The sequence below is a fragment of the Thermotoga caldifontis AZM44c09 genome (assembly GCF_000828655.1).
GTDB lineage: Bacteria > Thermotogota > Thermotogae > Thermotogales > DSM-5069 > Pseudothermotoga_A > Pseudothermotoga_A caldifontis.
Window position 1 is genome coordinate 1363360 of the sequence record NZ_AP014509.1, and the last position, 26125, is coordinate 1389484.

Sequence of the window (26125 nt, forward strand, 5' to 3'; positions counted from 1 at the left end):
CACCTTAGTTGTGATAAACATTATACCATGAGTTTCACATCACTCAAGTGGTTGCCATTCAACATGGAACGTTCCTGGCTTGTCGATCCGCTGGAACGTGTGTGCACCGAAGAAGTCTCTCTGCGCCTGTATCAAATTTGCTGGCAGATTCTCGCTGATCAAACTGAACAGATAATCCAGACACGCGCTCAGAGCGGGTGTGGCTATCCCACAGGATCTTGCGAAGTTGCTGACCTTGATCGCCGATGGGAGCCTTTCTTCAACGAACTTTCGAGCTTCTTCATCGTCCAAGAAGGTTACGTTCTCCGGAGAATTTTTCAGCAAGCTTCTGAGAAAATCCAGCATCTTCGACCTGATGATGCAACCACCCTTCCAGATGCGCAAAACTTCGAGCAGATTCACCCCATAGTTGAAAGATTTCGAAGCCTCGTGGATGAGCCAGATTCCCTGAGAGTAAGACAGAAAGTAAGCGAGCGACAAGGCCCGTCTCAATTCCTCAACCTCGATGCTTCCATCCGGTTTCAGGACAGGTTCGTACCGCTTCGAAAGTTTCTGTCTTTCTTCTTTGTAATAGGACACCACGCGGGCGAAAACCGAGGCCGCCATCGAGAAAACAGGAACCCCCAGATCGAGGGCGACTTGAGTGGACCATTTACCCGTTCCTTTCTGCTCGGCTCTGTCGAGTATCAATTCAACGAGAGGTTTGTTGGTTTCCTCATCTTTCCAGTTCATGATCTTGAATGAAATCTCCATCAGGAAAGACGAGAGTTCTCCCTTGTTCCAGTCTTCAAATATTTCTCCGATCCGCCCGCTGGAAAGTTTGAGAGCCTTTCTCATCACATCGTAAATTTCCGCGATGCTCTGCATGATGCTGTATTCGATGCCGTTGTGGACCATCTTCACGAAATGTCCTGCCGACCCATCTCCTACGTAGGTGCAGCATGGCCCATCCTCTGTCTTGGCGGCTATGTCGAGCAGAATCTTTTCAACGAGCTGGTACGCCTGTCTGGTCCCGCCTGGCATGAGGGATGGACCGTGCAAAGCACCGTACTCACCGCCCGAAACACCCATACCCAGATAAAGGATGCCTTCCTTTTCGAGCTCCCTCAACCTTCTGTCCGTATCAGCGTAGTGTGAATTTCCACCATCTATGATCAAATCTCCACGTTCCAGATGTGGCAACAGCTCGCCGATCATGTCGTCCACAGGTTGACCCGCCTTGACCATGAGTACGATTTTCCTCGGCTTTTCAAGGCTGTCCACGAAATCTTCGATGCTGTAGGCGGGTATTATCTTTTCAGACCTCACCCTGTCTTCGACGAACTTCTTCGTCCTCTCGGCGGTTCGGTTGTACACTGCGACACTGTAACCTTTTCGAGCGATGTTCAGAGCCAGATTCTGCCCCATGACGGCAAGACCAACGAGACCTATATCTGCTTTCACACTGTCCGACCTCCTCGAGCTTTCGTTTCGATACAATGATACAACACAACGTCACGGGAAAAGGAAATAGCTACCTTCTTTCAACAGAATCTGAACGGACTCCCCCACTTCGAAATCTTCATCGCTGTTCACAAAAATGTTCTCTTCCAGATCCGTCAATCTGATCTCATAACGTGTTCTCGCACCGATGTAGAGTTTGCCGACAACAGTACCGTTCAAAAGTAGTTCCTTTGCCTCTCCTTTCTTCAACGTTCCGGGACGGGCCAACCTCGCTTCCTCTGCCCTTATAACCACGTTCACCTCTTCCACTCCTTCGGGAACGTCCAGCCCGATCCTTTCCACAAGCTGCGGCCTCGTGCGGACGACACAGTTCACACCAACGAAGTCCGCAACGAACAAGTTCGCTGGCCTGAGGTATATTTCGCGGGGCTTTCCAACCTGCAGGATCTTTCCGTTGTTCATGACGGCGATTCTATCGGCTATACTCAACGCTTCTTCCTGATCGTGTGTAACGTACAGCGTCGCAATGTTGAGTTTCTTGAGCATCGCTCTGAGTTCGAATCTGATCCTCATTCTGATCTTCGCATCCAGATTCGACAACGGTTCGTCGAGCAACAGCAGATCCGGTTCAACCACGATCGCTCTCGCCAGTGCCACTCTCTGCTGTTGTCCTCCGGAGAGCTGGTTGGGTTTTCTATCCGCAAGGTGCGCTATGTCGAGAAAGTTCAGCGCCCATTCCACTTTTTCTCGTATCTTTTCCTTGCTGAGTTTCCTCACCTTCAAACCGTAGGCGACGTTTTCGAAAACGGTCATGTGTGGCCAGAGCGCATAGTTTTGAAAAAACATCGCCACGTTTCTCTTCTCCGGAGGTAGGTCCGTCACGTCGCGACCCTTTATGTAAATCCTCCCAGCATCCAGTTGCACAAAGCCTGCGATGGATCTCAGCAAAGTTGTTTTTCCTGAACCGCTCGGCCCGATGACCGCGAACAGTTCACCTTCTTCGATCTCCGCAGACACGTCGTCCAACGCCCTCACGCTGCCGTAATACTTCCTGAGGCCCTGAAGCCTCAGCACGTCCATATTTTCAGCCCCCAATCCCAGCTATGTACTCAGCCTTCAGGAACTTCTCGATGACGAGCATGAACAGCAGAGACGGCACCATCAGCACGATGGCGATCACACTCGCTATCTGCATGTTGTAACCAGCGCTCGCGGTGTACATCAGCACGGGTGCCGTTTGTATGAAGGGAGCACCGATGAAAAACGCAGCGTTGAATTCACCCATCGACCAGAGAAACACGTGTATCGCACCCGCAACGATACCCGGAATTCCCAGTGGAAACGTGATCGTCCAGAATACACGGAATCTGCTCGCTCCGAGATTCTGTGCCGCCTGCTCGAGATCGAGCGGGATGGACTTGAACGTCGCAGTTATTATCCAGAGGGAGAAAACGAGCGAGGCCATAGTGTGTGCCAGGATGATACCCCACGGATTGCCTCTCAGTCCGATCTTTCCGAAGACGCGAGCGAGGTTGATGAAAACAGGAAGCTGAGGAAAAGCTTGAGGCATCAGAAACAGAAAGAGCAAAACGCGCTCCGCCGGTAATCTGTAGCGGGCGAAGGCGTAGGCAGCGGGGATCGCAATCGAGATCGAAAGACCCACGGTTATCAGAGCTATCCTCAGACTCAGCATCAGAGAACTCAGCACTCTTCCCTGTCTGAACACTTCAGCCCAATAACGCAGTGTGAATTCCTGCGGAATTGGGCTGGGCCAGTACCAGATTCTTGCGAAACTCCAGATCACTATCCCCACGAGTGGTCCCACCACGAGCAAAAGCACTACGAAAATCAATACAACTTTCAGAGTCATTTTGAGGATCGAGAATCCTGTCACGCTTTGATACCCCCTCGCTCGGCCGCCATGAACTTCAGATAGTAGATCGCAAACACCATGACGATCAAATAAGAAATCACACCTAAAGCGTTCGCAGTACCCCAATCGTTGAAGTAGTTCACCCTGAACATCATGTTCACCGTGATCATGTTCGGGCTGGCGGGTCCGACCATGATCGGTATCGTCAGACTGCTTATCGTTCTCACGAAGGTCAGTATGAACGCCACCATGATGGAAGGCCTGCACATGGGTATCAAAACGTCGAACACGATCTTCCATCTGGATGCTCCCAAATTCCGCGCAGCTTCGATGTAAGCGTTGTCCAAGCTCCTGAACGCTCCAAGCACGATGAGCGCAGCGTAAGGGGTCATAACCCAGACGAACGCCCAGACCAAGCCAATCCAGCTTCGAGAAAGACCAGGTAGTTCTTCAATGCGCAGAATTCTGGTCAACAAGTTGTTCAGGGTTCCGTGTGGCGCCAAAAACACTCTCATCGCATGTCCCACGATCAGGAAGGGTATGAATAGGGGCAATTTGTACATGATTTCCAGGAACTTCCAGCTCTTGAAACGCAGATAACCGGACACACCGATACTCAATCCCAACGTGACAGCGGTGGCAACTAGGCTTATGGCGACACTGTAGATGATGTCACGCCAGTAAATCTCAAAAACCTTGAGATAGTTCGCAAGGCTGAACCTTCCCTGCACAACAAAACTCATGTAAATGGAGAGTACCAGTGGATAAACGTACAGAGTAACCAAGACAATCAACGCGGGGAGGATCAACAGAAAGCCAACCATGAGTTCCTTTCTCCGTCTCATGATTTCATCCTCCAAAAAGAAAGGCGAGGCACGGAGCCTCGCCTGGTTCATTTCTCAACCCATTTTTCGTAAGCTTCCAGCATCCTGGTTCTGTAGTCGGCTATGGGCATGCGTTTGCCAAACTTGAGGAGCTCTTCCTCTTTGATGTCCCGGTAGAGTCTGTCAAAAACCTCCTTGCTCAGATACGGAGAGACGTATTCGATTCCGATGGCTGGATACCAGTTGAACCTGTCGACGATGTACTTTGCGTGCACGGCGGGGGACGTAACGAGTTCGATCATCTTGAGCGCGTAATCTGCATTCGCAGCCTTTGTCGGTATCGCGAAGTACATGGGCTGGCCGGGCATGCCAGGTTCTGGCAGGATCAACCTGATGTTCGGGTCCATCCTTCCTTCCCTTATCCACGTGTAGAACATGTCTACCCAAACTGGACCCATCCAGATTTCTCCTCGGTTGAGCGCATCGAGAGTGCCCGCGTTTCCCGACGTCAGTGTTACGTACTTGTTGAACTCCTTGAGTTCGGCGTAGATCTGTGGCCAGTCTTCCATGTACTTCTCGTCGAATGGGCCGTTCATCAACACGTCAGGGTTCTTGGATTTCCAGTACACCCAACCGAACACGAACGACACGCCAGACATACCACCTTTGATACCGTTGTAACCGAACTTCTTCGGATTCTTCTTCACCCACTCGACGAGCTCGGCGTAGCTCTTTGGTGGGTTCTTGACGAACCTCGGGTTGTAAGCGATGGCCGTCTGACTGTGGAACATCGGCATGACGTACCCGTTCACGTTGACGCCGAGTGCGACTTCTGCGGTCTTCATGGTCACCAGTCTTCTCGTGGTCAGAAAGTCTGTGTACTGTCGTATGAGTCCACGCTCGATCGCCCAGATCGCCCCAGCCTCGTGGATCACGACCAGATCGATCGCCCACTTGTCCTTTCCAGAATCTTTCTCAAGCTGCAACTGCTGGATGATCTGCTGTGAGCCCGCATCTCCCGGACCGGTACCGACGACCTTGACCTTCACGTTCGGGTACAGTTTTTCGAACTCTGGAGCGATCTCGTACTGGAAGAAGTCAACCATGTTCTGATCTCCAGCCACCATCATGGTGAGTGTGACCTTGATCGGGATGTCCGCCTGGGCAAGCAAGACAGCCGCGATGATCAACATCACCACGCCGCACAGTTTCCTCATAAAAACTCACCCCCCTCTGGATTTGGCCATAGAAAGTTCAGAGTCTTTTCAAAACGCTTTGCAAAGTCTTAAAGGCCAAAGTCGCTGCCTCTTCCTGACCTCCAGGCAGTGGTAAGCACTCGACCGAGACGTAACCTTCGTAATTGACTTCGTGCAGAGCCTTCAATATGGAATCGAAATTCAGATGTCCCGAACCAGGTGCCCACCTGTTGCTGTCCGCGACATGGAAGTGCTTGATCCACGCGCCAAAATTTCTTATGCTTTCCTCCAAGTTCACCTCTTCGATGTTCATGTGAAACGTGTCCGCGAGGATTCCAACGTTGGGTTTATTCAGATTCTGCAGAACCATTTTCGCTTCCTGCAGTGTGTTGATGAAATCAGTTTCGTATCTGTTCAACGGTTCGATGACGAGTTCAACCCCTTTTCCCGCCGCGTGGTCTGCAAGTTCGTTGAGGCTTTCTATGAACAGCTGGAATACCCTTTCGAAAGTCCTCTTCTCTCTCTTACCGCGGATCAGTCCAACGATCACTTTGGCCCCAAAAATGGAAGCGAAATCGATGTGATCCTTCAACCTGTCCAGCGCGCGCCGCCTGATGAAAGGATCTTCCGATGTGATGCTCAAACCTTCCACAAGGTATGCCTGTCCCGTTCCGACCGCGGCAACAGGCATTTTCAGCTCATCCAAGAAGCCTTTGAGCTCTTTCACGTTCACGAGTTTTGGATCCCTCACAGCGATCTCAACCGCGTCGTACCCAATCCTCTTCGCCATCTCAACACCCTTCAACAAATCACCCTTGAACGCCAGTGCGTCGAACGCCGCATCCGATGTGCTTACAACCAGCGCTAGTTTCACCGTAACACCGCCCTTTCGATGTGCTTCTCAACGAATTCCCTGAGCCCGACGTATCCGCAAGTGCTCAGGACCATCCTGGCGTGATACCTCAAAGATGGCGGTGCATCCGCGAACGTGATCCCAATGCCGGCGGTTTTTATCATCTCGAGATCGTTTTCACCGTTCCCGAACGCGACAACGTCCTTCAGATCCAGACGCAGAAAACCGCACAACCACTTCAACGCCTCAGCCTTGCTCACCCCGGCCGGTAGCACCTCGAGCAGGTTTTCCTCAGATCGTGTCACGTTGATACGAGGGTCATTGAACTCTGTGGAAAATCTGAGTTTTGTCAACTCGTTGACCAAACCGGCAATGACGATCTTTGTGACCGTTCTGCCAGATAACTGGCTAAGGTTCGTTAAGGAAAAATAGCTCAGACCATCGCGGAAGATGTAATCACTCGCGTGCAAGCCCGGGTTCATAGCGTAAACGTCTTCGTCGACGAAAAAGAATGAGCTCACGGAAACTTCTCTGCACCGCGAGACGAACCTTTCAACGACGCTCCAAGGTAGCGATTTGGAATAGATGTAACTACCGCTCACTGGATCGTACACACGTGCCCCGTTGAAGAGTACCACTGGGATTTTCAGCGGGAGTGTCTCAATGAAGTGTCTGGCGCTTTTCAGGGAGCGCCCCGTGGCGATGGTGCTCTTCACACCAGAGCTGTCGAGTTGTTTCAACAGGTCCACGGTCCTTGGATCGAGCGTTCCGTCTTTTTCGAGGAGTGTCCCATCCAGATCAAACACGAGAAGCCTCACTGTTTCCTCACCACCGCCATGGATGATCTTTCGAAGTTGACATGAACGATCTCCCTCACCTGCGGAACGTTTTGAGTCTCGTGGGCGTGGAGTTCCACACTTATCTGTCCCAGATCGGTTTTGATTTCAAAGTAGAACGTTGAGCCCGTGTAGATCCTCGTCACAACCTCACCACTCAAGATTCCTTCCCGATCGGGCACGAACCGACCACCCTCGGGTCTGAGCACCAGCAACACTTCTTCTTTTGGACTGAACGTCGTTCCCTGCCTTACCTCGACACTGATCTTTTTACCGTTGTTCAGTTCGACGAGGCAGTCGTTCATCCTCTGTTCCACGACCCTCGCTTCGATGAAACTCGCCCGGCCTATGAAGCCAGCCACGAAGACGTTCGCGGGAAATCTGTACAGCATCTCAGGTGTGTCTTTCTGGACGATCTTTCCATCTTTCATGACTATCACGTAATCAGAAAGCGTCATTGCCTCGAGTTGATCGTGCGTGACGTAGATGCTCGTGATACCGAGTTCCATCTGTATCTTTCTCAATTCAACCCTCATTTGCTCTCTCAGTTTCGCATCGAGATTGGACAGCGGTTCGTCCAAAAGTAACACCTTCGGTTCGACCACCAAGGCACGTGCCAGTGCGACCCTCTGCTGTTGTCCACCGGAGAGCTGGCTGGGATATCTTTTCTCCAGTCCTGAAAGTCCAACCAGGTTCAGCATGTGCATGACCTTTTCACGGATCTTTTCCTTCGACATCTTTCGCACCCTCAATCCGTAAGCCACATTCTCGAACACGTTGAGGTGTGGGAACAGCGCGTAGCTCTGGAACACCATCGATGTCGGACGACGGTTCGGAGGAAAATCGTTGACGACGACACCGTCGATCAATATCTCGCCCGATGTGGGAATTTCGAATCCACCTATCAACCTCAACGTTGTTGTCTTACCGCAGCCGGATGGTCCCAGCAATGTCACGAGCTTTCCCTTTTCAACGCCAAAACTCACACCGTCCACGGCCCTCACGATCGAGTGCGTCGCGGGATCTTTAAACAGCTTGACCAGATTTCTGACTTCGACGTAGTATTCACTCACCTCTCGACCCTCCTGAGCTTCATCTGATAGGAAAGGTTGACCGTCATGAACCTCATCAGGAACATCGCGACGATCACGAAACCTATCAGTGTGCAACTCAACGCGGCGGCCTGCGAAAGATCCCCATTGCTCACTGCTCCTAAGATGCGCACCGTGATCAAATTCCATTTCGCCGAAACGACGAAGATCACGGCACTGATGGCCGTCATGCTACGCACGAATGCGTTGAAGAGTGCCGTGAAGAATGCGGGCATCAAGAGCGGTAACGTGATCTTCCAGAACGTTTGGTAACTGTTGCTTCCAAGGTCCATGGATGCCTCCTCGATGGACTTGTCGATCTGGTAGAGCGCTGCAACCCCGTTTTGGACACCGACCGGAAGTTCTCTGAAGACGAACACCAGAATTATGATCAGGGCAGTACCGGTCAGGATCAGAGGTTTCTGGTTGAACGCCAGCAGATACCCGATACCAACGACGGTACCGGGAACCGCGAAAGGCAGCAAGGAAACAGCCTCCATGATCCTTCTGCCAAAGAATTCTTTTCGGGCGACGAGATAAGCGGTCATGATGCCGAGCACACCGCATATGGGAGTCGCTATGGAGGCGAGTAGCAACGTGTCTTTCAAATATTCCCAGCTGAAATTGAACACGTATCTGTAGTTGTCCAGGGTGAACGAATGATTCACACCCCAAAGTTTGGTGAAGGAACCGAGAAAGACCGTACCGTAGAAGAGCAATATTGAAGCTGTAAGCAAAAGACAGATCACTGTCAAGATGGCTTTCGCCCATCTCGGTAACTCCATAGCTTTAGATATGAAACTCTTCCCAGTCACGGTCACAAAAGATTTTCTGGACAGCCAGTACCTTTGAACGAAGAAGGCGATCAGTGTGGGTATCAGCAGTATGATGGCGAGGGCTGAACCGTGGGATACTCTGTAACTGCCGGTGATCTCGAGGTACGCAGCGACACTGAGAACGTGGTATCTACCACCGAGCACGAGAGGATTACCAAAATCGGCCATAGATTGCGAAAAGACCAGCAACCACGCCGACAGCACGCCCGGCAAACTCAGGGGGAAAGTCACGCGCCAGAAGGTCCTCCATTTGCTGTACCCAAGGCTCTGCGAGGCCTCTTCAAGGTCCGATCCTATCGATAGCAAAGTGCCTTCGAGCGTCAAGAAAGCCGTTGGAAAGTACGCAAGCGTTTCCACAATGACGAGGCCCCAGAAACCATATATTTCGAACGGCGGGATCCCACCGAAGAGCTTTCTCGTGAAAAGACCGTTCCTACCGAAGAGCAGAATCGCGGCCAGTGCAACGACGAACGGCGGTGAAACTATGGGAAAGGTCGCAACGGTTCTGAAAAAGTTTTTCGCAAGCACGTTCGCCTTCGCCACTGAATAGGCGAAGACGTAACCGATCAGGACACCGAAACAGGCCACAGTGACTCCAAGCTTGAGGGTGTTGAATATCGGTATTAGGAAGTACCTTTTCGAAAATATCGTTCTGTAGACCGTCAAATTGAAGACGCCGGGTTTCGGCTCAAAACTCTTCAAACCGACCATGAAGATCGGATAGATCACGAACAGGAACAACAGAACCCATACGAACACTATCATGGCAAACAGAACCGGTTCGTTCAGGAGCCTCTTCACCTGCTTGAACATTCCCCCGCACTCCTTGACGAGCTGGCGCGCAGACGCGCGCCAGCCTCATACTCACCTGTTGTATTCGATTTCTTCTTTCCAGCGTTCGATCAACCTGTCTTTTTCTTTACCGAAGTATTCGAAGTCCATCGGGACGAGCTTGACTTCCTCGAGCCTGATGACGCCTTCGGCGACTTCGGCTTCGGGATTTGCTGGCAGCCTGTACCACTCTTTCATCAAGTTCTGAGCCTCGACGCTGAGCATCCAGTCGATGAACTTCGCTGCGAGGTCTGGTTCTGGTCCACCCTTGATGATCGACATGGCCCCTATCTCGTACCCTGTTCCCTCTTTCGGGAACGTCAGCACCAGCGGATAACCCTTGGCGATACCCCTCGCGATGATGTCGTGGGCGAACGCGATACCAATGGCAGCTTCGCCAAGCCCAGCTTGCACCACTGGTGCGGAACCGGACTTCGTGTACTGCTGGATCTGCTTGTCGAGCTTTTTCCAGTATTCGAACGCCTCATCTTCACCCATCAGTGCTATCAAGGATGCTAAGATCGTGTAGGCTGTACCGGAGGTGTACGGGAGCGCCACCGAGATCAAACCCTTGAATTCGGGTTTCAAAAGGTCGTACCAAGACGTGGGCGGATCCACCTTGAGTTTCTTCAAGATTTCCGTGTTGCTCGCAAAACCGATGGCACCGAAGTAGATCCCGACCCAGTAACCCTCAGGATCCTTCAAGCTCTCCGGAACCTTCTCTGTCATCGCAGATTTGTACGGTGCGAGCAACCCTTTCTTCTTGGCCGCGATCTGATCCACTGCGGGTCCGCCGAACCAAATGCTCGCCCGAGGATTCTTCGATTCGGCCTCAACGCGCGCGAGTAGCTCTCCGGAGGACAACCTGACCACCTCGACTTTGATTCCCGTCGCCCGCTCGAACGCCTTCACGTAGATGGGCCATTCATTTTCGTCCAGTGCGGTGTACATGTGCAGGACTCTTTCGGCTGCCAATCCCACAAACGCAAGCAACAGGATCAATCCGATCGAGACGATTTTCCTCATACAACCTCACCCCCTCTGTACGGTCCTGCGTATTGCATCTTGACCGAGGTTACTCTCGCCGCGAGGTCAACGGCTTCTTTCAGACTTTTTCCAGTCAACAAGGCTGCCAGAAAGCTCGCTAAGCATGTATCACCTCGACCTGTACGACCCAACATCTTGTATTCCGAAAAATTCGCCCGGTAGAAATCTCCGCCATCGAACGCGACGACCCCATTCTTGTGTGTTGCGAGCACGATCTTCACTCCGAAGTCTGAGAGGACTTTGCACGCCCTTTCTAAGTCTTTTTCTTCAGTCATGATGTAGGCTTCGTTGCTGTCGACTTTGAAAACGTCGATGAGCGGAAGGTGCTCTTCTTTATCCTGCCAGTCGTGATAGACCATCCTGCCATCCTCAAGTACGTTCCTCAGAAAGCCCTGAGCATCGGCAACGAGCATGTCAACCCGTTGACGCAACTGCTTCAAGAGTTCCTCTGGAAACTCTCCGTGCCACAGTGCGCTGACAACTACCACGTTTGTTCTCACATGAACCAGATCGGTCGCTTCGAAGGGGTCTGCCCTGTGGAGGACACGGCTCATCCTTTCGTCGGGGTTGTCCGAAGGATAGACGTTCTCTATCGTAGTGGTTTGAGGACTGGTCAGTGCGATCAGCTCTGCGCCAGCCTCTTCGATCGGTTTGAACAACGAAACATCCCGGCTCGACACCTTCGTTACCACAACGCACTGCACACCGAGTCTTTCCGCCGCGATCGAACCGTAGAAGACTCCTCCTCCCGGCACGACGACGGTTTCGCTTGATGTCTTGTTGATATCCTTGGAAACATGGCCAACGAACGTGATTTTCGCCACCCGATCACCTCATTTGACTCCCGCAGCGGCAGCTATGAGTTCCATCACCTGCTTCGGTGTGACTTCTTCGCGTTTGTAATCGCCGATTTTCTCTCCACGTTCCAGAATCACAAGCCTGTCAGCGACCTCATAAACGTGGTAGATGTTGTGACTGATGAGCACGACCGATATGCCCCTTTTCTTTGCCTCGAGTATGTGTTCGAGCACGCGTTTCGTCTCACCAACCGAGAGCGCCGCGGTGGGTTCGTCGAGTATCAGAAGCTTGGCTCCGAAGTGATACGCTCTGGCTATGGCGACGGCCTGCCTCTCACCACCTGAGAGAAAAGCCACCGTGTCGTCTACGCTCCGCACGCTTATTCCTATGTCTGAGAGTGCCTCACGTGCGATCTTTCTCATCTTCTTCTTGTCCAAATATCGAAACGGTCCAAACCCTCTCACGATCTCCCTACCCAGAAAGAAGTTGCGCCAGAGCGGCATCAGATTGACCAGCGCGAGGTCCTGATAAACGGTCTCGATACCATGCTCGCGCGCATCGCGTGGTGAGTTGAACTTCACGGGTCGACCCTCGAAGTAGATCTCACCTTTGTCGGGCTGATAGTAACCCACCAGGACCTTTACGAGCGTCGACTTCCCGGCGCCGTTGTCACCCAGCAATCCAACAACTTCCGTGTGACCCACGGCGAAGTCAACACCCTTGAGCGCTACAACTCTTCCGAAACTCTTCCATATGTTCTTCATTTCGACCAGGTAACTCATCCGGCCACCTTCTTTCTGATGCGTGCGTTGATCACTGCCGCGACGATCAATATGACACCGATGAAGGCCCTGTACCAGTAGGCCGGAGCACCTGCCAGCACCAGCCCGTTTCGAACCATACTTATCATGAACGCGCCTATGGACGCCCCCACCACGCTGCCGTAGCCACCCGTCAGAAGCGTGCCTCCCATCACCGCACTCGCGATCGCCTCGAGTTCCAGTTCCTGACCGAACGTGGGATCGACCAGCCTGAACCTTGCGAACGTTGTGAGACCCGAGAAACCTGCGAGAACGGACGAGAAGATGAAATTGGTGAGCTTGACGCGATCTGTCGAGATTCCGAGGGCTCTTGCGGCTCCAGGATTTCCACCGGTTGCAAACACCCAGTTTCCAAATCTTGTCTTTTCGAGTACGATCCAGAAAACGAACGCCAGAATTAAGAACCAGATTGCTGAATATCTCAAACCACCCACAACCCTTCCGCCGAGATACTGAAGCATGTCCACACGACGAGACAATATGATAGGAAAACCACCCGTTACCGCGAGCAGAATGCCCCGCCAGAACATCATCATGCCGAGCGTCGTTATGAAAGATGGGATACCGGTTTTCAGCGTGACGGTACCATTCACCACACCGATACCGACACAGACCAGCAGGGCGGCAAGCAGCGAAAAATAAGGATTCAAATTCGCGTTGATCATGGTTGCAAAAACCATCGGTGCGACAGCGAACACCGATCCAACAGACAGATCGAATTCACCACTGATGATCAGCATTGCAACTCCAATCGATATGATGCCGAGCTCTGCAGCCATCGTGAGTGTGTTGAAAAGATTCTCGGCGGTTAGAAACCTGTTCGACAAAAGCGAGAACATGACCAGAAAAATGGCCACACCGACGATGGCCCCAAACTCTTTTATTCTCAAAGATTCAAGAATCACCTTTTCCTTTGTCAAAGATCTTCCCTCCCATAGAATGGGGTGGTCGAAGGACCACCCCTTCTTTCTCAAAACGTTCAGCTTGGATCAGCGATAGCCAAGCTGCACAGTTTTCTCGACGATGTCGACGTTGCTCTTGTCCACGATGGATGGACCGGTCAGCACGTTCTCGTGTGGGATCAACCCGTACTCCTTGTAAAGGTACAGGAACACGATGGGCAAATAACCCTGCAGATACTGCTGCTGGTCAATGGTGAAAACGACCACACCTTTTTTGATCGCGTCGGTGATTTTCGTTGTCAAATCGATGGCACCTATCTTGACCTTGCCGACGAGTTTTTCCTCCTCCACAAGCTGGATCGCCGGATGTGCACCGAGTGGTCCGAGGGTGAAGATGGCGTCCGTGTCTGGATACTTCGCGAGATAACTCTTCAACAGAGTCAAGGCTTTGGTTGGATCCGTGGTGATGTCCAGCTTTTCAACTGGTATCTTTTTCTCTTTGAATACATCCATGATACCCTTCGCCCTTGCCTCGAGTCCCGCGTGACCCGGCTCGTGGATCGCTATCACGGCACGTTTCGGGGTGAATTCCTGCAGCATTCTTCTGGCGGCGTAAACCCCGGCGAGGTATTCATCCATGCCAACGTAGCACAGATAGGGTATTTTCTGATCGACAGGTCTGTCATCGGGAACGTTGATCGCCACGACGGGTATACCCATCTCGATCGCACGTCTGAGTGGTTCATCCAGGGCCACTGGGTTGGTTATCGTTACTACGAGTCCGTCAGGTTTCTTGGCGATCGCCGCATTCACCAAATCGATGAACTCTTTGAGCGAGAACTTCTCAGGTCCAAGATACACAGCCTCGACTTTGAACTTCTCTGCCGCGTCCTTGACACCTTTCATGACCACGCCCCAGAACGGATCCGCAGGACCACCATGTGACACCACGTAGAACGTGTAACTGAAAGCTGCGACCGCAAGCAGAACCATTGACACTACAAGCAACCTTCTCACAAGTATCCCCCCTCGAAACGGGCGCTCATGGCGCCCGGATTTCGATCACCACATGTTACCGATGCTGTATATACTTCTCCAGCCAGGTGTCAAGGGTTCTTTGAGCACAGATTCGAGTTCTTCTTTCGGTCTCTGCGATAACTCGTGCGCTGGAGGCAGTTTACCTGCCGGGAACCTTTCCATTATGTCGTTAACGAGTTTCTCGAGATAGTCCAGCAACGCCTCAACACCTTCTTTAGCTTTGTCGGCGCTCGCGGCTGTGGCTTTCCCGACGACACCTTCCGGGTAAGCGACGACTTCTATGGGTCCTCCACCGACGTGACCGTACCAAGCGATCGGTCTGTGAAGCAGGTTTCCTGCTTTGTCGATGTGACCCTCAGGTAGATAACCGCGCGGCTGGGTATCCACTGCCCATTCCTGATGGCAGAACTCCGGGAAGAGCGCCAGACTCCAGGAAGTCTCCACTTCGTCGGCGTGTATGAATCTCGTTTCGTACGGTCCACCTTCCTCTTTGGTCTTGAACTTGTCCTGGATCGCGTGGTACCAGTTCACGTTCACGATTATCGCTGGCACCTGGAATATCTTCGCGAACTTGTGTATCGCCACTGGTATGACGAACTCCTGACCATGGCCGTTCAGAAGAATCTGTTTTCTGAAACCACTGTTCCAGAACCCTGCGATGACGCTCACCAAATAATCGATGAACGCCTCATCCTTGACGGGCACTGTTCCGGGCATACCGATGTGATGGTACGGATGGAATCCGTACCAGATGGGTTCCGCAACCGTGCATCCTGTTTTGAGCGCGACCTGTTCCGCCATGCGCGTTACGAGGAACGTATCTTCACCCGTAGGTGCGTTGGGACCGTGGTTCTCTGTGCTCCCAACCGGAATGATTAAAAGATCGCACTTCTTCAATCTCTCTTGTATTTGTTTCATCGTCATGGTCTGAAAGTAAACGCCGGTCGGTCTTTCCATATGACCTCCTTCGGGAGGTATCTGCCACTTGGCCATCGTCATCCCTCCATTCGTACGTGAGCGTTTCCGCTCTCAACAGCCTTGTAGCAAGCGTCTATGATTCGAATCACCGCAACACCGTCGCAAACAGTGACAGGGGGTGTCTTTTTCTCCTTGACGCAGTCGATGAAAAGTCTGTTTTCTTCCACGTAACCCCATTTCTCTTTGAAATCGACTTTCATGAAATCGTGACTCTCAACTTCCTTACCCAATCCTTTACAAAAGTGAACCTTCTCCATCTCTTCGTTCATGAGCATGTTGTGTTCTCCGTACACTTCAACTCTTTCGAACGGGATCATCCAGCTCGCGTGGGCGCAGGAGGTGAAGGTTCCAATCAGTCCATTTTTGAGTCGCATCGCTATGGCCCAGTCATCTATATCCGGATAGACGCTCTTCTTACCGAGCACGTACATCTCTTCGATTTCTCCAAAAAGCCATCTGACCATGTCGAACAGATGTATCGTGCTCTCGAACAGAAAACCTCCGGTGTAGTTACGGTCACTCGTCCACGGAGGATTCAGCAGCTCTCCCCGGTTCATCTTTATCTGGAACGACAACGGCTTGACCAGGCCTTCTTCGATCTTCTGCTTCATGAACTTGTACACGTAGGCGAACCTCCTGTTGTGGCCAACCTGGAAAACGACGCTTTTCTCCTTGACCTTCCTTTCAAGTTCCATCGCGTCTTTCAAAGAAATCGTCATCGGCTTTTCGCAAAAAACGTTGAACCCCAGCTCGAGCGCCTGCATCGCGTAGTCGAAATGGGTTCTGTTCGGTGAGGTGATGTAAACGGCCTCGACACCGGCTTCACGCATCTGTTTCAGACTGTCATAAACCTTCGCACTGAACCTCTCCGCAACTGCTTTGGCTCTGCCCTTTTCCACATCCACCACACCAACGATTTGAACATCTGGAAAGGTCGAGAGGATCTCGAGATGAACCTGTCCGATGAAACCTGCTCCTACAACACCGATCTTCACTTTGTCCATCATTCCTCACTCCTCACGGGTTGAGCATCGTTACCTTCACCAGCTCCTTGTCAGTCTGGAGCTTCTTTATGTACTCGGGCACCTCTTCGATACTGATGGTTTTCGATACGATCTTCGTCATATCCATTCCGGTGGCCATCAGACTGATCACCCTCGGGAAGTTGCCGTGCCCAGAATGACCCTGAGAACCGACGATTTGAGCACGTCTCACCTGGAACACCTCACCTGTGAGTGGTATCTTCGCATCCGCACGCGCAACGATGACCACCGTTGCGTTGATCCCCCTCGCCCTCCAGATGACCTCCTCTATGTCTTTCCACACCACCTGTGGTAATCCCGTCGCTTCGAGGTACAGTTTCGCACCCATACCGTTCGTGCTGTCAAGTACCGCTTCCACGAAGTTCTCCTTCGTTGGATCGATCACAACGTCCGCTCCGAGCTGCTTTGCGATGTTCCGCCGTGTCGCCGATGGCTCGGAAAGTATCACCTTTGCCGCACCAGCCCTCTTGAGTATGGCCACCGCCGCGAGTCCGATGGGTCCACCACCCAGGATCACCACGTTGTCGCCCGGTCTTATGCCACCACCTCTTTCTATAACTGCGTTGTACGCAACCGACGTTGGTTCCACCAGACTGCCCGCCAGGAAGAGACGATCACCTTCATAGACCCCTTCGAGCTCTTTCAAACTCCAGAGGTACTTCGATTCGAGTACGATGTATTCAGCGAACGCTCCATCAACGTCGAAGCCCATTTCATGGAGGTTCTCACAGTGGTTCGGATAACCGTCAGCACACGGTCTGCAGTGTCCGCACCAGAACATCTCCTCTGATGTCACAGGCTCACCGGGTTCGAAGCGTTTGTTTGTTCTTCTATTTATCGCCTCAGGACCAGCTTCAACGACGATGCCCGAAAACTCGTGGCCCAGCGTCGTTGGAAAACCTGTCAAGCCAGGATAGAGGATGTAACCTTCTGCGTCGGTTTGAGCCATGTGCACATCGCTTCCACAGATGCCACAGGCCTTCACTTTCACAAGGACTTGCGTTGGCTTCGTGATTTTTGGCTCGGGCACCTCCTCGACCCGGACCTCAGGATACCTCCAGACCTTGCTGCCAAGCCAGCAGACTTTTCCCTCAACGTCCTTAGGTCCAAGCTTGAATCCAGGCCTCGGATCCCACTTGGCATGTAATCTGACCGCCTTCATCCTCGTCCCTCCCATCTGCCCAACACCCTATTATGAAGTTTATACCACTGTGAACACGTTTCCAACCGTCAAAATTTCCCGTTAACGCCACTTAAAGTAGCTTTCGTTCTAATTTTCTTTTGCTTCCTTTTCATTGCGTACAATTACACCACGTTTCATTCGATTTCGAATTTTCCTTTCGCAAGGTTGGTGCTATAATCTCGAGGGGGTTAGAAGCGTGTTCACCGAGGAAAGAAGGAACATGATCCTCGACATTTTGAAACGAAAAGGCAAAGTAACGGTGCAGGAACTCGTCGAGAAGTTCAACGTGAGCAGTGTAACCATACGAAAGGATCTCGAGTTTCTGGAATCCAACGGATCGATCGTGAGAACGCACGGTGGGGCCATCCTTGCGGATCATTCCAGGTCCGAGTGGAATTTCCTGAGAAAAATACACCAGAAAGAGGCCGAAAAAAGACGCATCGCAAAAAAGATTGTGTCTCTCATAGAAGACGGAGACACAGTCATACTGGACAGCAGCAGTACCAACTATTACGTAACTTACGAGTTGAGGCATGCGGACTTTTCCTCCATAACCGTGGTCACCAACAACGTCTTCATCGCGGCGAAGCTCATCGAACAGGGCGTTGAGGTACTCGTGCTCGGCGGTGTTGTGAGAGAGAACAGTCTCTCACTCGTTGGACCCTGGGCCCTCAGGTTCCTGGAGGAAATCAACGTGGACAAGGCGTTCCTCGGTACCACGGGCTTTTCCATCGAAAAGGGTTTCATGACACCAAGCATCGTGGAGGCGGACGTCAAGAAGGCGATGATCAAGAGTGCTTCGAAAGTTTACATCGTGACCGATTCAACGAAATTCCACAGGAGCGCGTTCGCTTCTTTCGCTATGCCGGAGGACATCGATGGCGTCATAACGGACATGGGCATTCCCGAAGAAGTTGAAAGATTTCTCATCGAAAAAGGTGTTCAGGTTTACAAAGTATGAAAGGAGCTGGTTGGATGTCTGATTTTCTTCAGCGCTTCGAGCGATTGACCCAATTCAGGATGAAACCTTACGCTTCGTCTGTGAGAAAAACCAGAGACGCCACCTTCTTCCTGGTCCGGGACGATCGTTCCAAGTACCTCGTGGTGATCGGCAAGAGGGGAATATGTGAGCGTTTCGAAGGACAGAAGATCGGAGAGATCGAACAGGACGACGTCCTTCTCTGCCCGATGAACAATAAAAACTGTGAAACCCTCACGGAGTTTCTTCCCTCACTCAAACCAGCGACCTGCACCATGAAGCTGTCCTTCGGTTTTGGAGACAGGCTCGGTGTCGCCACGGCTGCCCATGCTCAGTGTGTGAACAAAGAAAAGTGTTTCCCCGTGTTCGCACAGCAATCGGTGAGGGAAATCACACGAACTGAACGAACGTGGTCGGATGTGCTGTACAGTGCCATTTGGGGCGTGTTCGAGAGCGGTTACGATGGGCTTTTTGGCGCGGATGCGGATCATGTGAAAAAGATCGAAGATCTGGAGAAGGCCGCGCGTGTTGGCTACACCATGTTCACGATCGATCCGTCGGACCACATCAAAGATCCCGCGAAGTTCGATAGAAGAGAGCTCGCAAGGTTTTATGAAGAACATCCTTTGAGACGTGCTATAGAGACGCGTTACGTCGGGAAGAGTTTCACAATCCTCGGAGAAAGATTGACGTTCGACGAGGAAGAATTTGCTGAACTGTTCGTGACCTACATCGACGCGATCGATCATGTGGAAGAATGTTACAAGGCGTTGAGAGCTACCATCGGTGGAAGTTTCGACCTCGAAGTTTCGATAGACGAAACGTCCCTGCCCACGACACCACTCGCGCACATCTTCTTCGTACAGGAACTGGTGAGACGCGGTGTCGAATTCCAGACGCTCGCACTGAGGTTCCCCGGTGAGTGGCAGAAGGGCATCGACTACATAGGTGATATCGATCTGTTTGCGGAAGAACTCGACAAGCACGTCGCCATCGTGAAAATGTTCACAGGTTATAAGCTCTCTCTGCACTCCGGTAGTGACAAGTTCAGCGTTTACCCGATCCTGGCAGAAAAGACGGAAGGAACGGTTCACGTGAAAACCGCAGGAACGAGCTACTTGGAAGCCATCAGGGTGGTTGCGAAATTTGCACCGGATCTGTACAGGGAGATTCACAAGTTCGCTCTTTCCAGGTTTGAACAGGACAGAGCCTCTTACCACGTTACAACCGATCTTTCCAAGATTCCGGACGTTGACAGTCTCAGCGATGATGAGCTCGTTCATCTTCTCGATCAACCAGACAGCAGACAGTTGATACACATAACCTACGGTTCTGTTTTGACTGCGAAAAAAGATGGCAAGAGCCTTTTCAAAGAGCGTATAATGAAAGTGTTGTTCGAACACGAGACTGACCACTACGCGTTTTTGAGAACTCATTTGGGAAAGCATCTGAAACTCTTAGGAGTATGAAAGGAGTGTGAGTGGCATGAACGAGGCCTACAAGCTTTTCAGTCTCGAAGGTAAGGTTGTCGTCATCACCGGTGGGGCAGGCATCTTAGGATCTGCGATAGGTGAGGGCATGGCAAGGTTCGGTGCGAGCATCGCCATATGTGACATCAGAAATTACGAAGAGAGGGCGAGCCAGTTCAGAGAAAAAGGTCTGAACGCTAAGGGTTACTACATGGACGTGATGAACGTCGAGAGTATCAAAAAAGCGCACGACGAGATACTCAAAGATTTTGGAAAAGTCGACGTGCTCATAAACGCTGCGGGTGGAAACATGCCCGAAGCCACAACGTCGCCTCAGCTGAGCTTCTTCGACATACCCCTCGAAGCACTCCAGAAAGTGGTGGGTCTGAACCTGTTCGGAGGCGCGATACTACCGTCTCAGGTGTTTGGAAGGACGATGGTGAAAAACCCCGACGGCGGTTCGATCATCAACATATCGTCGATGTCAGCCTTCAGGCCACTAACGAGGGTACTTGGATACTCCGCAGCCAAGGCTGCCGTGAGCAATTTCACGCAATGGCTCGCCGTGCATCTGGCTCTGGAGTACAGCAAGAAGATCAGGGTGAACGCGATCGCACCAGGTTTCTTCCTGACGAACCAGAACAGATACCTCCTGCTCGACGAACAGGGCAACCTTACACCGAGAGGTAAAGCGATCATAGAACACACACCCATGGGTAGGTTCGGCGATCCTGAAGACCTGATCGGTGCCTGCGTGTGGCTCGCTTCGGACGCTTCCAAGTTCGTCACAGGTGCGGTCATCCCAATCGACGGAGGCTTCAACGCGTACGCCGGTGTGTGAGCAGAGGTGTTTGGAATGAAATACGTAGAAAAGTTGCAGGACAGACTCAACGAAACGGAATTGAAACAGCTCGTCGAGTCGACGCTACCTGACAGAAAGCTCGAAAAAGTCTTGCTCATCCATCCAGATTACACGCGCGTGGATTTTTCACACGTGCTCGTCCCGATCATCTACAGAGAATTGAAGAAGAGGGGATTGAAGGTCCTTCACACGCTCAACGCGAGTGGAACACACAGAGCCATGACGGAAAAGGAGATCAGAAAGAAACTGGGCCTGCTCGAAGAAGATTTGGTCATGTTCAACCACGAGTACGCGAATCCCAACGCCCTGCTTTACGTGGGCGAACTGAGCGCCGAATTCGTCAGCGAGAAAACGATGGGAGACCTTCAGCAGCCCTTCCCCGTCACGCTCAACAAACTCTTCTTCGAAAAGTACGATCTCATCATCGTGCTGAGTGGAACGTCGCCACACGAATCGACTGGCTTTTCCGGTGGGCTGAAGTCCATCATACCGGGCATCGCGGGCCCCGACGTTGTGGGACTTTTCCACTGGGCCGCGGTGCTGATCGGTATCCCCAGACTGATCGGACTCGTGGACAATCCGGCTCGAGACGTGATCAACGAGGCGAGCAAACTGGCTTTCAAAAAGGTACGATCTGACGTCATTTTCTACAACATGGTCTACGAGGAAACCGATTCGGGTGTTGTGGCGAAGGGATTGTACTCTGGAGAAGGTTTCGAAGGCGCCCTTGAGGCTTACAGACGCGCAGCTGAGGCGAGCAAGCAGGTGCACATCGTCTACATAGACAAGCCTGTCAAGCGCGCCGTGCAGGTCATAGATGAGAACTACGACGAGGTTTGGACTGCAGGTAAAGGGTCTTACAAACTGCAACGGCCCGGCGTGATAGAACCAGGTGGTGAAATCATCATCTACGCACCGCACATAAAAATATTCCATTCCAACAAACAGATGGACCAGGCCATAAGGCAGATAGGCTATCACTGCAAAGACTACGTGAAGGAATTCCTGAAAAAACACCCCAATTTCGACAGAAACGTTGCGGCACACGTGATAAACGTGCGTGGCGATGGGAAGTACGATCCGATCACTGGCAAGGAAGAGTTCCTGTTCAACGTCACGCTCGCCACGAGCATAAGCAAGGAAGATTGTGAGGCCGTGTCGCTGGGTTACAGACCGTACCAGTCGATACGGCGTGAAGATTTCATGGACGAAGATTCGCTGTGGATAGAACACGGAGGGAAATTTCTCTACGAACTCCGTAAAGGACAATGAGTTTCATTCTATGAAAACCAGCATTTAACATTGGCGCGCAATAATATCTTGGCTCAAAAAGCACGCCTTCCGATCCCGAGCCTCGGTGCCCCGTCACGGGGTCGGCGAGGGAGATGACGAAGGCGGAAGTTTCAACCAAATCAGGAGGTGTTCTGATGCCGGTTGTCACGATGAAACAGCTGCTGGAAGCAGGAGCGCACTTTGGTCACCGTACCAGACGCTGGAATCCCAAGATGGCGCCGTACATCTACGGCAGCCGAAAAGGAATCTACATAATCGATCTGCAGAAGACGCTCAAACTCATCGAAGAAGCGTGCGAGTTCGTTCGATCCAAGGCGAGCGAAGGCGGAACCATGATCATGGTCGGGACCAAGAAACAGGCACAAAAAGTCATCGAAGAAGAAGCCAAAAGGTGCGGAGCGTTCTACGTCAACAACAGGTGGCTCGGCGGTCTGCTGACGAATTTCAAGACGATCAAGTCGAGGATCGACAAGCTCGTCGAGATCGAGCAGATGGAAGAGAGCGGAGAACTGGCGAAGCTGCCAAAGAAAGAACAGAGCAGATTGAGGAAAGTGCTCGAAAAGCTTCGCAAGAACCTCGGTGGTCTCAAGGGCATGGAAAGACTGCCGGACATCGTGTTCGTGGTTGACCCGCGCAAAGAAAAGAACGCGGTGGCCGAGGCAAACATCCTTGGTATACCGGTCGTTGCGATCGTCGATACGAACTGCGATCCTGATCCCATCGACTACGTGATCCCGGCCAACGATGACGCGATAAGATCGATCAAACTGATCGTTTCGAAGATTGCGGACGCCTATCTGGAAGGTAGAGAAGGTGTCTCGTTCGCAGAACCCGAAACACAGCAGCCCAAGACGGAAGCAGCCGAAGAGAAAGAAAGCGAAATAGACATCTCGGACCTTTTCGAGGACACCGATCTCGAAGAGGAGGAAGAATGAGGGGGGATCGGTCCCCCTCTTTTCTATATGAAGGTGTACTTCAAGACTTACGGCTGCCAGATGAACGAGAACGACACAGAAGTCATGGCTGGAATACTGCTGAAAGAAGGTTTTGAAATCGTCGATCAGGTGGAACTTGCCGATGTGGTCATACTGAACACGTGTGTGGTGAGACAGAAATCTCAGGACAAATACCATTCTGCATTGGGCCAGCTCGTAAAGTTGAAGAAGGAAGGAAAGATAAAACTCGTCGGTGTGGCGGGTTGTGGTTCCAACCTCGAAGGAGAAGAATTGATAGCACTCGGTGCTGACTTCGTGATCGGCTCACGTTCCATAGTGGATATAGCCGATGTGCTGAGACGCGCCGCCGCGGGAGAAAAACCCATCCATCTGGAAGACAGAGTGCCCCTGCTGAACGCAGACTTGCCGAGGTTCCGTACCGTGAAACACCACGCATGGATAACCATCATCCACGGCTGCAACAGATTCTGCACCTACTGCATCGTACCGTACACGCGCGGTCGTGAGCGTAGCAGGCCGATGAGCGACGTGCTGAAAGAGATCGAGAAGCTGATCGCTGAAGGCACCATCGAGATCACGTTCCTCGGCCAGAACGTTGATGCGTACGGGAAAGACTTGAAAGACGGTACGAGCCTCGCGAGACTCATCGAAGAAGCGAGCAAATTCGAACAGATCAGAAGGATTTGGTTTTTGACCTCTTATCCGACCGACATCACCGACGAACTCATAGAAACCGTCGCTGAGAACCCCAAGGCTGCGAAGTCGTTCCACATACCGGTGCAGTCCGGCAGCGATCGCATCCTGAGAATGATGAACCGTCGCTACACGTCGGCACAGTTTTTGGAACTCGTGGAAAAGATACGTTCAAAGATTCCGGACGTTTCTGTGAGCAGCGACGTCATCGTTGGTTTTCCAACCGAAACCGAAGAAGACTACAGGCAAACGGTGGATCTGGTCAAGAGAGCGAAGTTCGAACGCCTCAACCTCGCCGTCTATTCTCCCCGGCCGGGCACGGTGGCCGCGAAATACTTCAAAGACGATGTGCCTAAGAGCGTGAAGATCAAAAGATTGAACGAACTTCTGGAAATTCAAAAGCAGATCAACGCAGAGCTGAACAGAGCTTACCTCGGCAGGTCTGTCGAGATCATCGTCGAAGGTAGAACTAAGGATGGTTCGTACTACGGCCGGGACATCAGGAACAAGATCGTGATCTTCACGAGTGATGAAGAACTCAGAAATGGTGAGACCGTTCGCGTCAAGGTGGAAAGAACGACGGCCGGTCCGGTCTACGGAAGGAAGGAATAGAAAATGCGGGCCCTGGTGGGCCCGCCAAAGCCGTGGGGGGTGTATCTCAAGGGGGATAGGGGGGTTCCTGTGTTCAGTTTCCAACTACATTGTAAGGGTTACAAGTTACATTATCTATCAGTTTATGTTCCTGTGTGACAACGTTTGTGTTAACAAATCTCTGACCAAACTGGTCTAGCTTTCCTTCCACTATTATCGACGTCCCAACCCTTCAAACGGTTCAAACCCTTCGAACCTTCTCTGCGATGAACCGATCGAGCACATCTTCGAGATTGGGTTTTCCTATTTCCTGCAACTCGTACCTCACCCTTACGGCAGGTTTGTTGAGTTTCATCACCCTCCGCAGATCGATCGGCGTACCGATGATCACCACATCGGCTTCGGCTCTGTTTATCGTTTCTTCCAGTTCCCTTATCTGTTTTTCTCCATAACCCATCGCCGGCAGTATCAAATCCAGGTGCGTGTACTTCTTGTAAGTCTCCAGAATGGAACCTACAGCGTAGGGTCTCGGGTCGACTATCTGTGACGCGCCGAATTTTTTCGCCGCCACGAATCCTGCCCCATAACGCATCTCACCGTGCGTTAGAGTTGGACCGTCCTCCACCACTAAAGCCCTCTTTCCTTTGATCAAACCAGGATCTTCGACGAATATCGGTGATGCCGCATCTATCACTGTGGCTCTCGGGTTCCACTTTTCGATGTTCTTTCTCACCGTTTCTATCGCCTCCGGTGCGGCGGTTTCTTCTTTGTTGATGACTATCACATCGGCCATCAGAAGGTTGGTCATTCCTGGATGGTAAGAAACCTCGTGACCAGCCCTGTGCGGGTCTGCAACCACGATCAACAGATCGGGTTTGTAGAACGGAAAGTCGTTGTTACCACCATCCCACAGAATCACGTCTGGGTTCTCAGCTTCGGCACTCTCCAGTATGGCCTGATAATCAACTCCAGCATAGATCACAGACCTTCTATCTATGTGGGGTTCGTACTCCTCCCTCTCCTCGATCGTGCACTTGTGCTTGTCCAGATCCTCGTAAGTGGCGAACCTCTGAACCTTCTGCGCCACGAGATCTCCGTACGGCATGGGATGTCTTATCGATACGACCTTCAGGCCTCTGGATCTGAGTATGTCGAGAACGCGTCGCGTCGTCTGGCTTTTACCACAGCCTGTTCTCACGGCACAGACTGCCACAACCGGCTTCTTCGACTTGAGCATCGTGTGCGTCGGACCCATGAGTTTGAAATCTGCGCCCGCTGCGAGAACGATTGCAGCCCTTTCCATCACGTACTGGTGCGACAGGTCACTGTAAGCCAAGATTACCTCGTCCACGTTGTATTTCTTGATCAGTTCGACGAGTTTGGACTCTGGCTCGATCGGTATGCCGTTCGGATAGAGCTTCCCTGCGAGTTCTGGTGGGTATACTCTGCCTTCGATGTCGGGTATCTGTGTTGCCGTGAAGGCCACAACCTCGTATTCTTCGTTGTCCCTGAAGTAAACGTTGAAGTTGTGAAAGTCTCTACCTGCTGCACCCATGATGATGACGCGTTTACGCACCTTCAACACCTCCTACCGGTTCGTGATTCCTTGTGCCTGGATTAATATACCAAGTAAGCTCACCTTTGTCACGCACGAAACTAACTGTGTATCGTCTTCGACGAGCGATTAGT

The 26125-nt window shown here is 51.9% G+C and carries 24 protein-coding genes; 6 read left to right on the plus strand and 18 right to left on the minus strand.

All coding sequences use genetic code 11. The features are described 5' to 3' along the window. Window positions 1–39: 39 nt before the first annotated feature. The 17 genes from gndA to iolM form a co-directional block, all read right to left on the minus strand. A complete protein-coding gene (gene gndA / locus TSP01S_RS06830) occupies window positions 40–1443 on the minus strand; it encodes an NADP-dependent phosphogluconate dehydrogenase (RefSeq protein ID WP_041077363.1) in 1404 nt (467 codons plus the stop codon). 51 nt (window positions 1444–1494) lie between these two features. Next, complete coding sequence (locus TSP01S_RS06835) at window positions 1495–2523, minus strand: ABC transporter ATP-binding protein (RefSeq protein WP_041077364.1); 1029 nt, start codon at window positions 2521–2523, stop codon at window positions 1495–1497. A 4-nt stretch (window positions 2524–2527) separates the two neighbouring features. Further along, on the minus strand, window positions 2528–3337 hold the full coding sequence (locus TSP01S_RS06840; RefSeq protein WP_231848534.1) for an ABC transporter permease: 810 nt from the start codon (window positions 3335–3337) through the stop codon (window positions 2528–2530). Further along, window positions 3334–4161 (minus strand): ABC transporter permease, encoded by an 828-nt coding sequence (locus tag TSP01S_RS06845; protein ID WP_070098382.1) that lies wholly within the window; start codon window positions 4159–4161, stop codon window positions 3334–3336. The genes TSP01S_RS06840 and TSP01S_RS06845 overlap by 4 nt, the downstream gene beginning before the upstream one ends. Before the next feature lie 47 nt (window positions 4162–4208). Continuing rightward, window positions 4209–5357, minus strand: coding sequence for an extracellular solute-binding protein (locus TSP01S_RS06850; RefSeq protein WP_041077365.1), 1149 nt, complete (start codon window positions 5355–5357; stop codon window positions 4209–4211). Between the two features lie 37 nt (window positions 5358–5394). Beyond that, window positions 5395–6210, minus strand: a complete 816-nt coding sequence (iolO, locus tag TSP01S_RS06855) for a 5-keto-L-gluconate epimerase (protein ID WP_041077366.1) — start codon at window positions 6208–6210, stop codon at window positions 5395–5397. Continuing rightward, the gene (locus TSP01S_RS06860) at window positions 6207–7007 is read right to left on the minus strand and encodes an HAD family hydrolase (RefSeq protein WP_041077367.1); all 801 of its coding nucleotides are present in this window, start codon (window positions 7005–7007) and stop codon (window positions 6207–6209) included. The genes iolO and TSP01S_RS06860 overlap by 4 nt, the downstream gene beginning before the upstream one ends. Beyond that, window positions 7004–8098 carry an ABC transporter ATP-binding protein gene (locus tag TSP01S_RS06865; RefSeq protein ID WP_041077368.1) on the minus strand — a complete coding sequence of 365 codons (1095 nt, stop codon included), beginning with the start codon at window positions 8096–8098 and terminating at the stop codon, window positions 7004–7006. The genes TSP01S_RS06860 and TSP01S_RS06865 overlap by 4 nt, the downstream gene beginning before the upstream one ends. Further along, window positions 8095–9765 carry an ABC transporter permease gene (locus TSP01S_RS06870; RefSeq protein ID WP_041077369.1) on the minus strand — a complete coding sequence of 557 codons (1671 nt, stop codon included), beginning with the start codon at window positions 9763–9765 and terminating at the stop codon, window positions 8095–8097. The genes TSP01S_RS06865 and TSP01S_RS06870 overlap by 4 nt, the downstream gene beginning before the upstream one ends. Before the next feature lie 51 nt (window positions 9766–9816). Continuing rightward, window positions 9817–10809 carry an ABC transporter substrate-binding protein gene (locus TSP01S_RS06875; RefSeq protein WP_041077370.1) on the minus strand — a complete coding sequence of 331 codons (993 nt, stop codon included), beginning with the start codon at window positions 10807–10809 and terminating at the stop codon, window positions 9817–9819. Then, a complete protein-coding gene (locus TSP01S_RS06880) occupies window positions 10806–11654 on the minus strand; it encodes a PfkB family carbohydrate kinase (protein WP_171816811.1) in 849 nt (282 codons plus the stop codon). The genes TSP01S_RS06875 and TSP01S_RS06880 overlap by 4 nt, the downstream gene beginning before the upstream one ends. A gap of 9 nt (window positions 11655–11663) precedes the next feature. Further along, window positions 11664–12410, minus strand: a complete 747-nt coding sequence (locus TSP01S_RS06885; RefSeq protein ID WP_041077371.1) for an ATP-binding cassette domain-containing protein — start codon at window positions 12408–12410, stop codon at window positions 11664–11666. Then, window positions 12407–13369 (minus strand): ABC transporter permease, encoded by a 963-nt coding sequence (locus TSP01S_RS06890; protein WP_231848535.1) that lies wholly within the window; start codon window positions 13367–13369, stop codon window positions 12407–12409. Before TSP01S_RS06890 ends, TSP01S_RS06885 begins: the two co-directional genes overlap by 4 nt. 69 nt (window positions 13370–13438) lie before the next feature. Beyond that, window positions 13439–14368, minus strand: a complete 930-nt coding sequence (locus TSP01S_RS06895) for a sugar ABC transporter substrate-binding protein (protein ID WP_041077372.1) — start codon at window positions 14366–14368, stop codon at window positions 13439–13441. 45 nt (window positions 14369–14413) lie between these two features. Next, the gene (gene iolN, locus TSP01S_RS06900) at window positions 14414–15382 is read right to left on the minus strand and encodes a 3-dehydro-scyllo-inosose hydrolase (protein ID WP_041077373.1); all 969 of its coding nucleotides are present in this window, start codon (window positions 15380–15382) and stop codon (window positions 14414–14416) included. A gap of 2 nt (window positions 15383–15384) precedes the next feature. Beyond that, complete coding sequence (locus TSP01S_RS06905) at window positions 15385–16371, minus strand: Gfo/Idh/MocA family protein (RefSeq protein ID WP_041078585.1); 987 nt, start codon at window positions 16369–16371, stop codon at window positions 15385–15387. Window positions 16372–16384: 13 nt separating this feature from the next. Continuing rightward, on the minus strand, window positions 16385–17572 hold the full coding sequence (iolM, locus tag TSP01S_RS06910; RefSeq protein ID WP_041078586.1) for a scyllo-inosose 3-dehydrogenase: 1188 nt from the start codon (window positions 17570–17572) through the stop codon (window positions 16385–16387). 217 nt (window positions 17573–17789) lie between these two features. On the opposite strand from iolM, the gene TSP01S_RS06915 reads away from it, so the two are divergent. The 6 genes from TSP01S_RS06915 (at window position 17790) to miaB (ending at window position 24457) form a co-directional block, all read left to right on the plus strand. Further along, window positions 17790–18554 carry a DeoR/GlpR family DNA-binding transcription regulator gene (locus TSP01S_RS06915; protein WP_041077374.1) on the plus strand — a complete coding sequence of 255 codons (765 nt, stop codon included), beginning with the start codon at window positions 17790–17792 and terminating at the stop codon, window positions 18552–18554. Between the two features lie 14 nt (window positions 18555–18568). Next, window positions 18569–20041, plus strand: a complete 1473-nt coding sequence (locus TSP01S_RS06920) for a tagaturonate epimerase family protein (protein ID WP_041077375.1) — start codon at window positions 18569–18571, stop codon at window positions 20039–20041. Between the two features lie 16 nt (window positions 20042–20057). Then, entirely contained in the window at window positions 20058–20882 is an 825-nt protein-coding gene (locus TSP01S_RS06925) for an SDR family oxidoreductase (RefSeq protein ID WP_041077376.1), read from the plus strand. Between the two features lie 15 nt (window positions 20883–20897). Next, window positions 20898–22175 (plus strand): lactate racemase domain-containing protein, encoded by a 1278-nt coding sequence (locus tag TSP01S_RS06930; protein ID WP_041077377.1) that lies wholly within the window; start codon window positions 20898–20900, stop codon window positions 22173–22175. Between the two features lie 155 nt (window positions 22176–22330). Next, window positions 22331–23131: a 30S ribosomal protein S2 gene (rpsB, locus tag TSP01S_RS06935; RefSeq protein ID WP_041077378.1), complete on the plus strand. Its 801-nt coding sequence runs from the start codon at window positions 22331–22333 to the stop codon at window positions 23129–23131. Window positions 23132–23158: 27 nt separating this feature from the next. Further along, window positions 23159–24457: a tRNA (N6-isopentenyl adenosine(37)-C2)-methylthiotransferase MiaB gene (gene miaB, locus TSP01S_RS06940; RefSeq protein ID WP_041077379.1), complete on the plus strand. Its 1299-nt coding sequence runs from the start codon at window positions 23159–23161 to the stop codon at window positions 24455–24457. A gap of 220 nt (window positions 24458–24677) precedes the next feature. Here miaB and TSP01S_RS06945 read toward each other — a convergent pair whose 3' ends face one another. Beyond that, on the minus strand, window positions 24678–26012 hold the full coding sequence (locus TSP01S_RS06945) for a cyclic 2,3-diphosphoglycerate synthase (protein ID WP_231848536.1): 1335 nt from the start codon (window positions 26010–26012) through the stop codon (window positions 24678–24680). Window positions 26013–26125 lie beyond the last annotated feature (113 nt).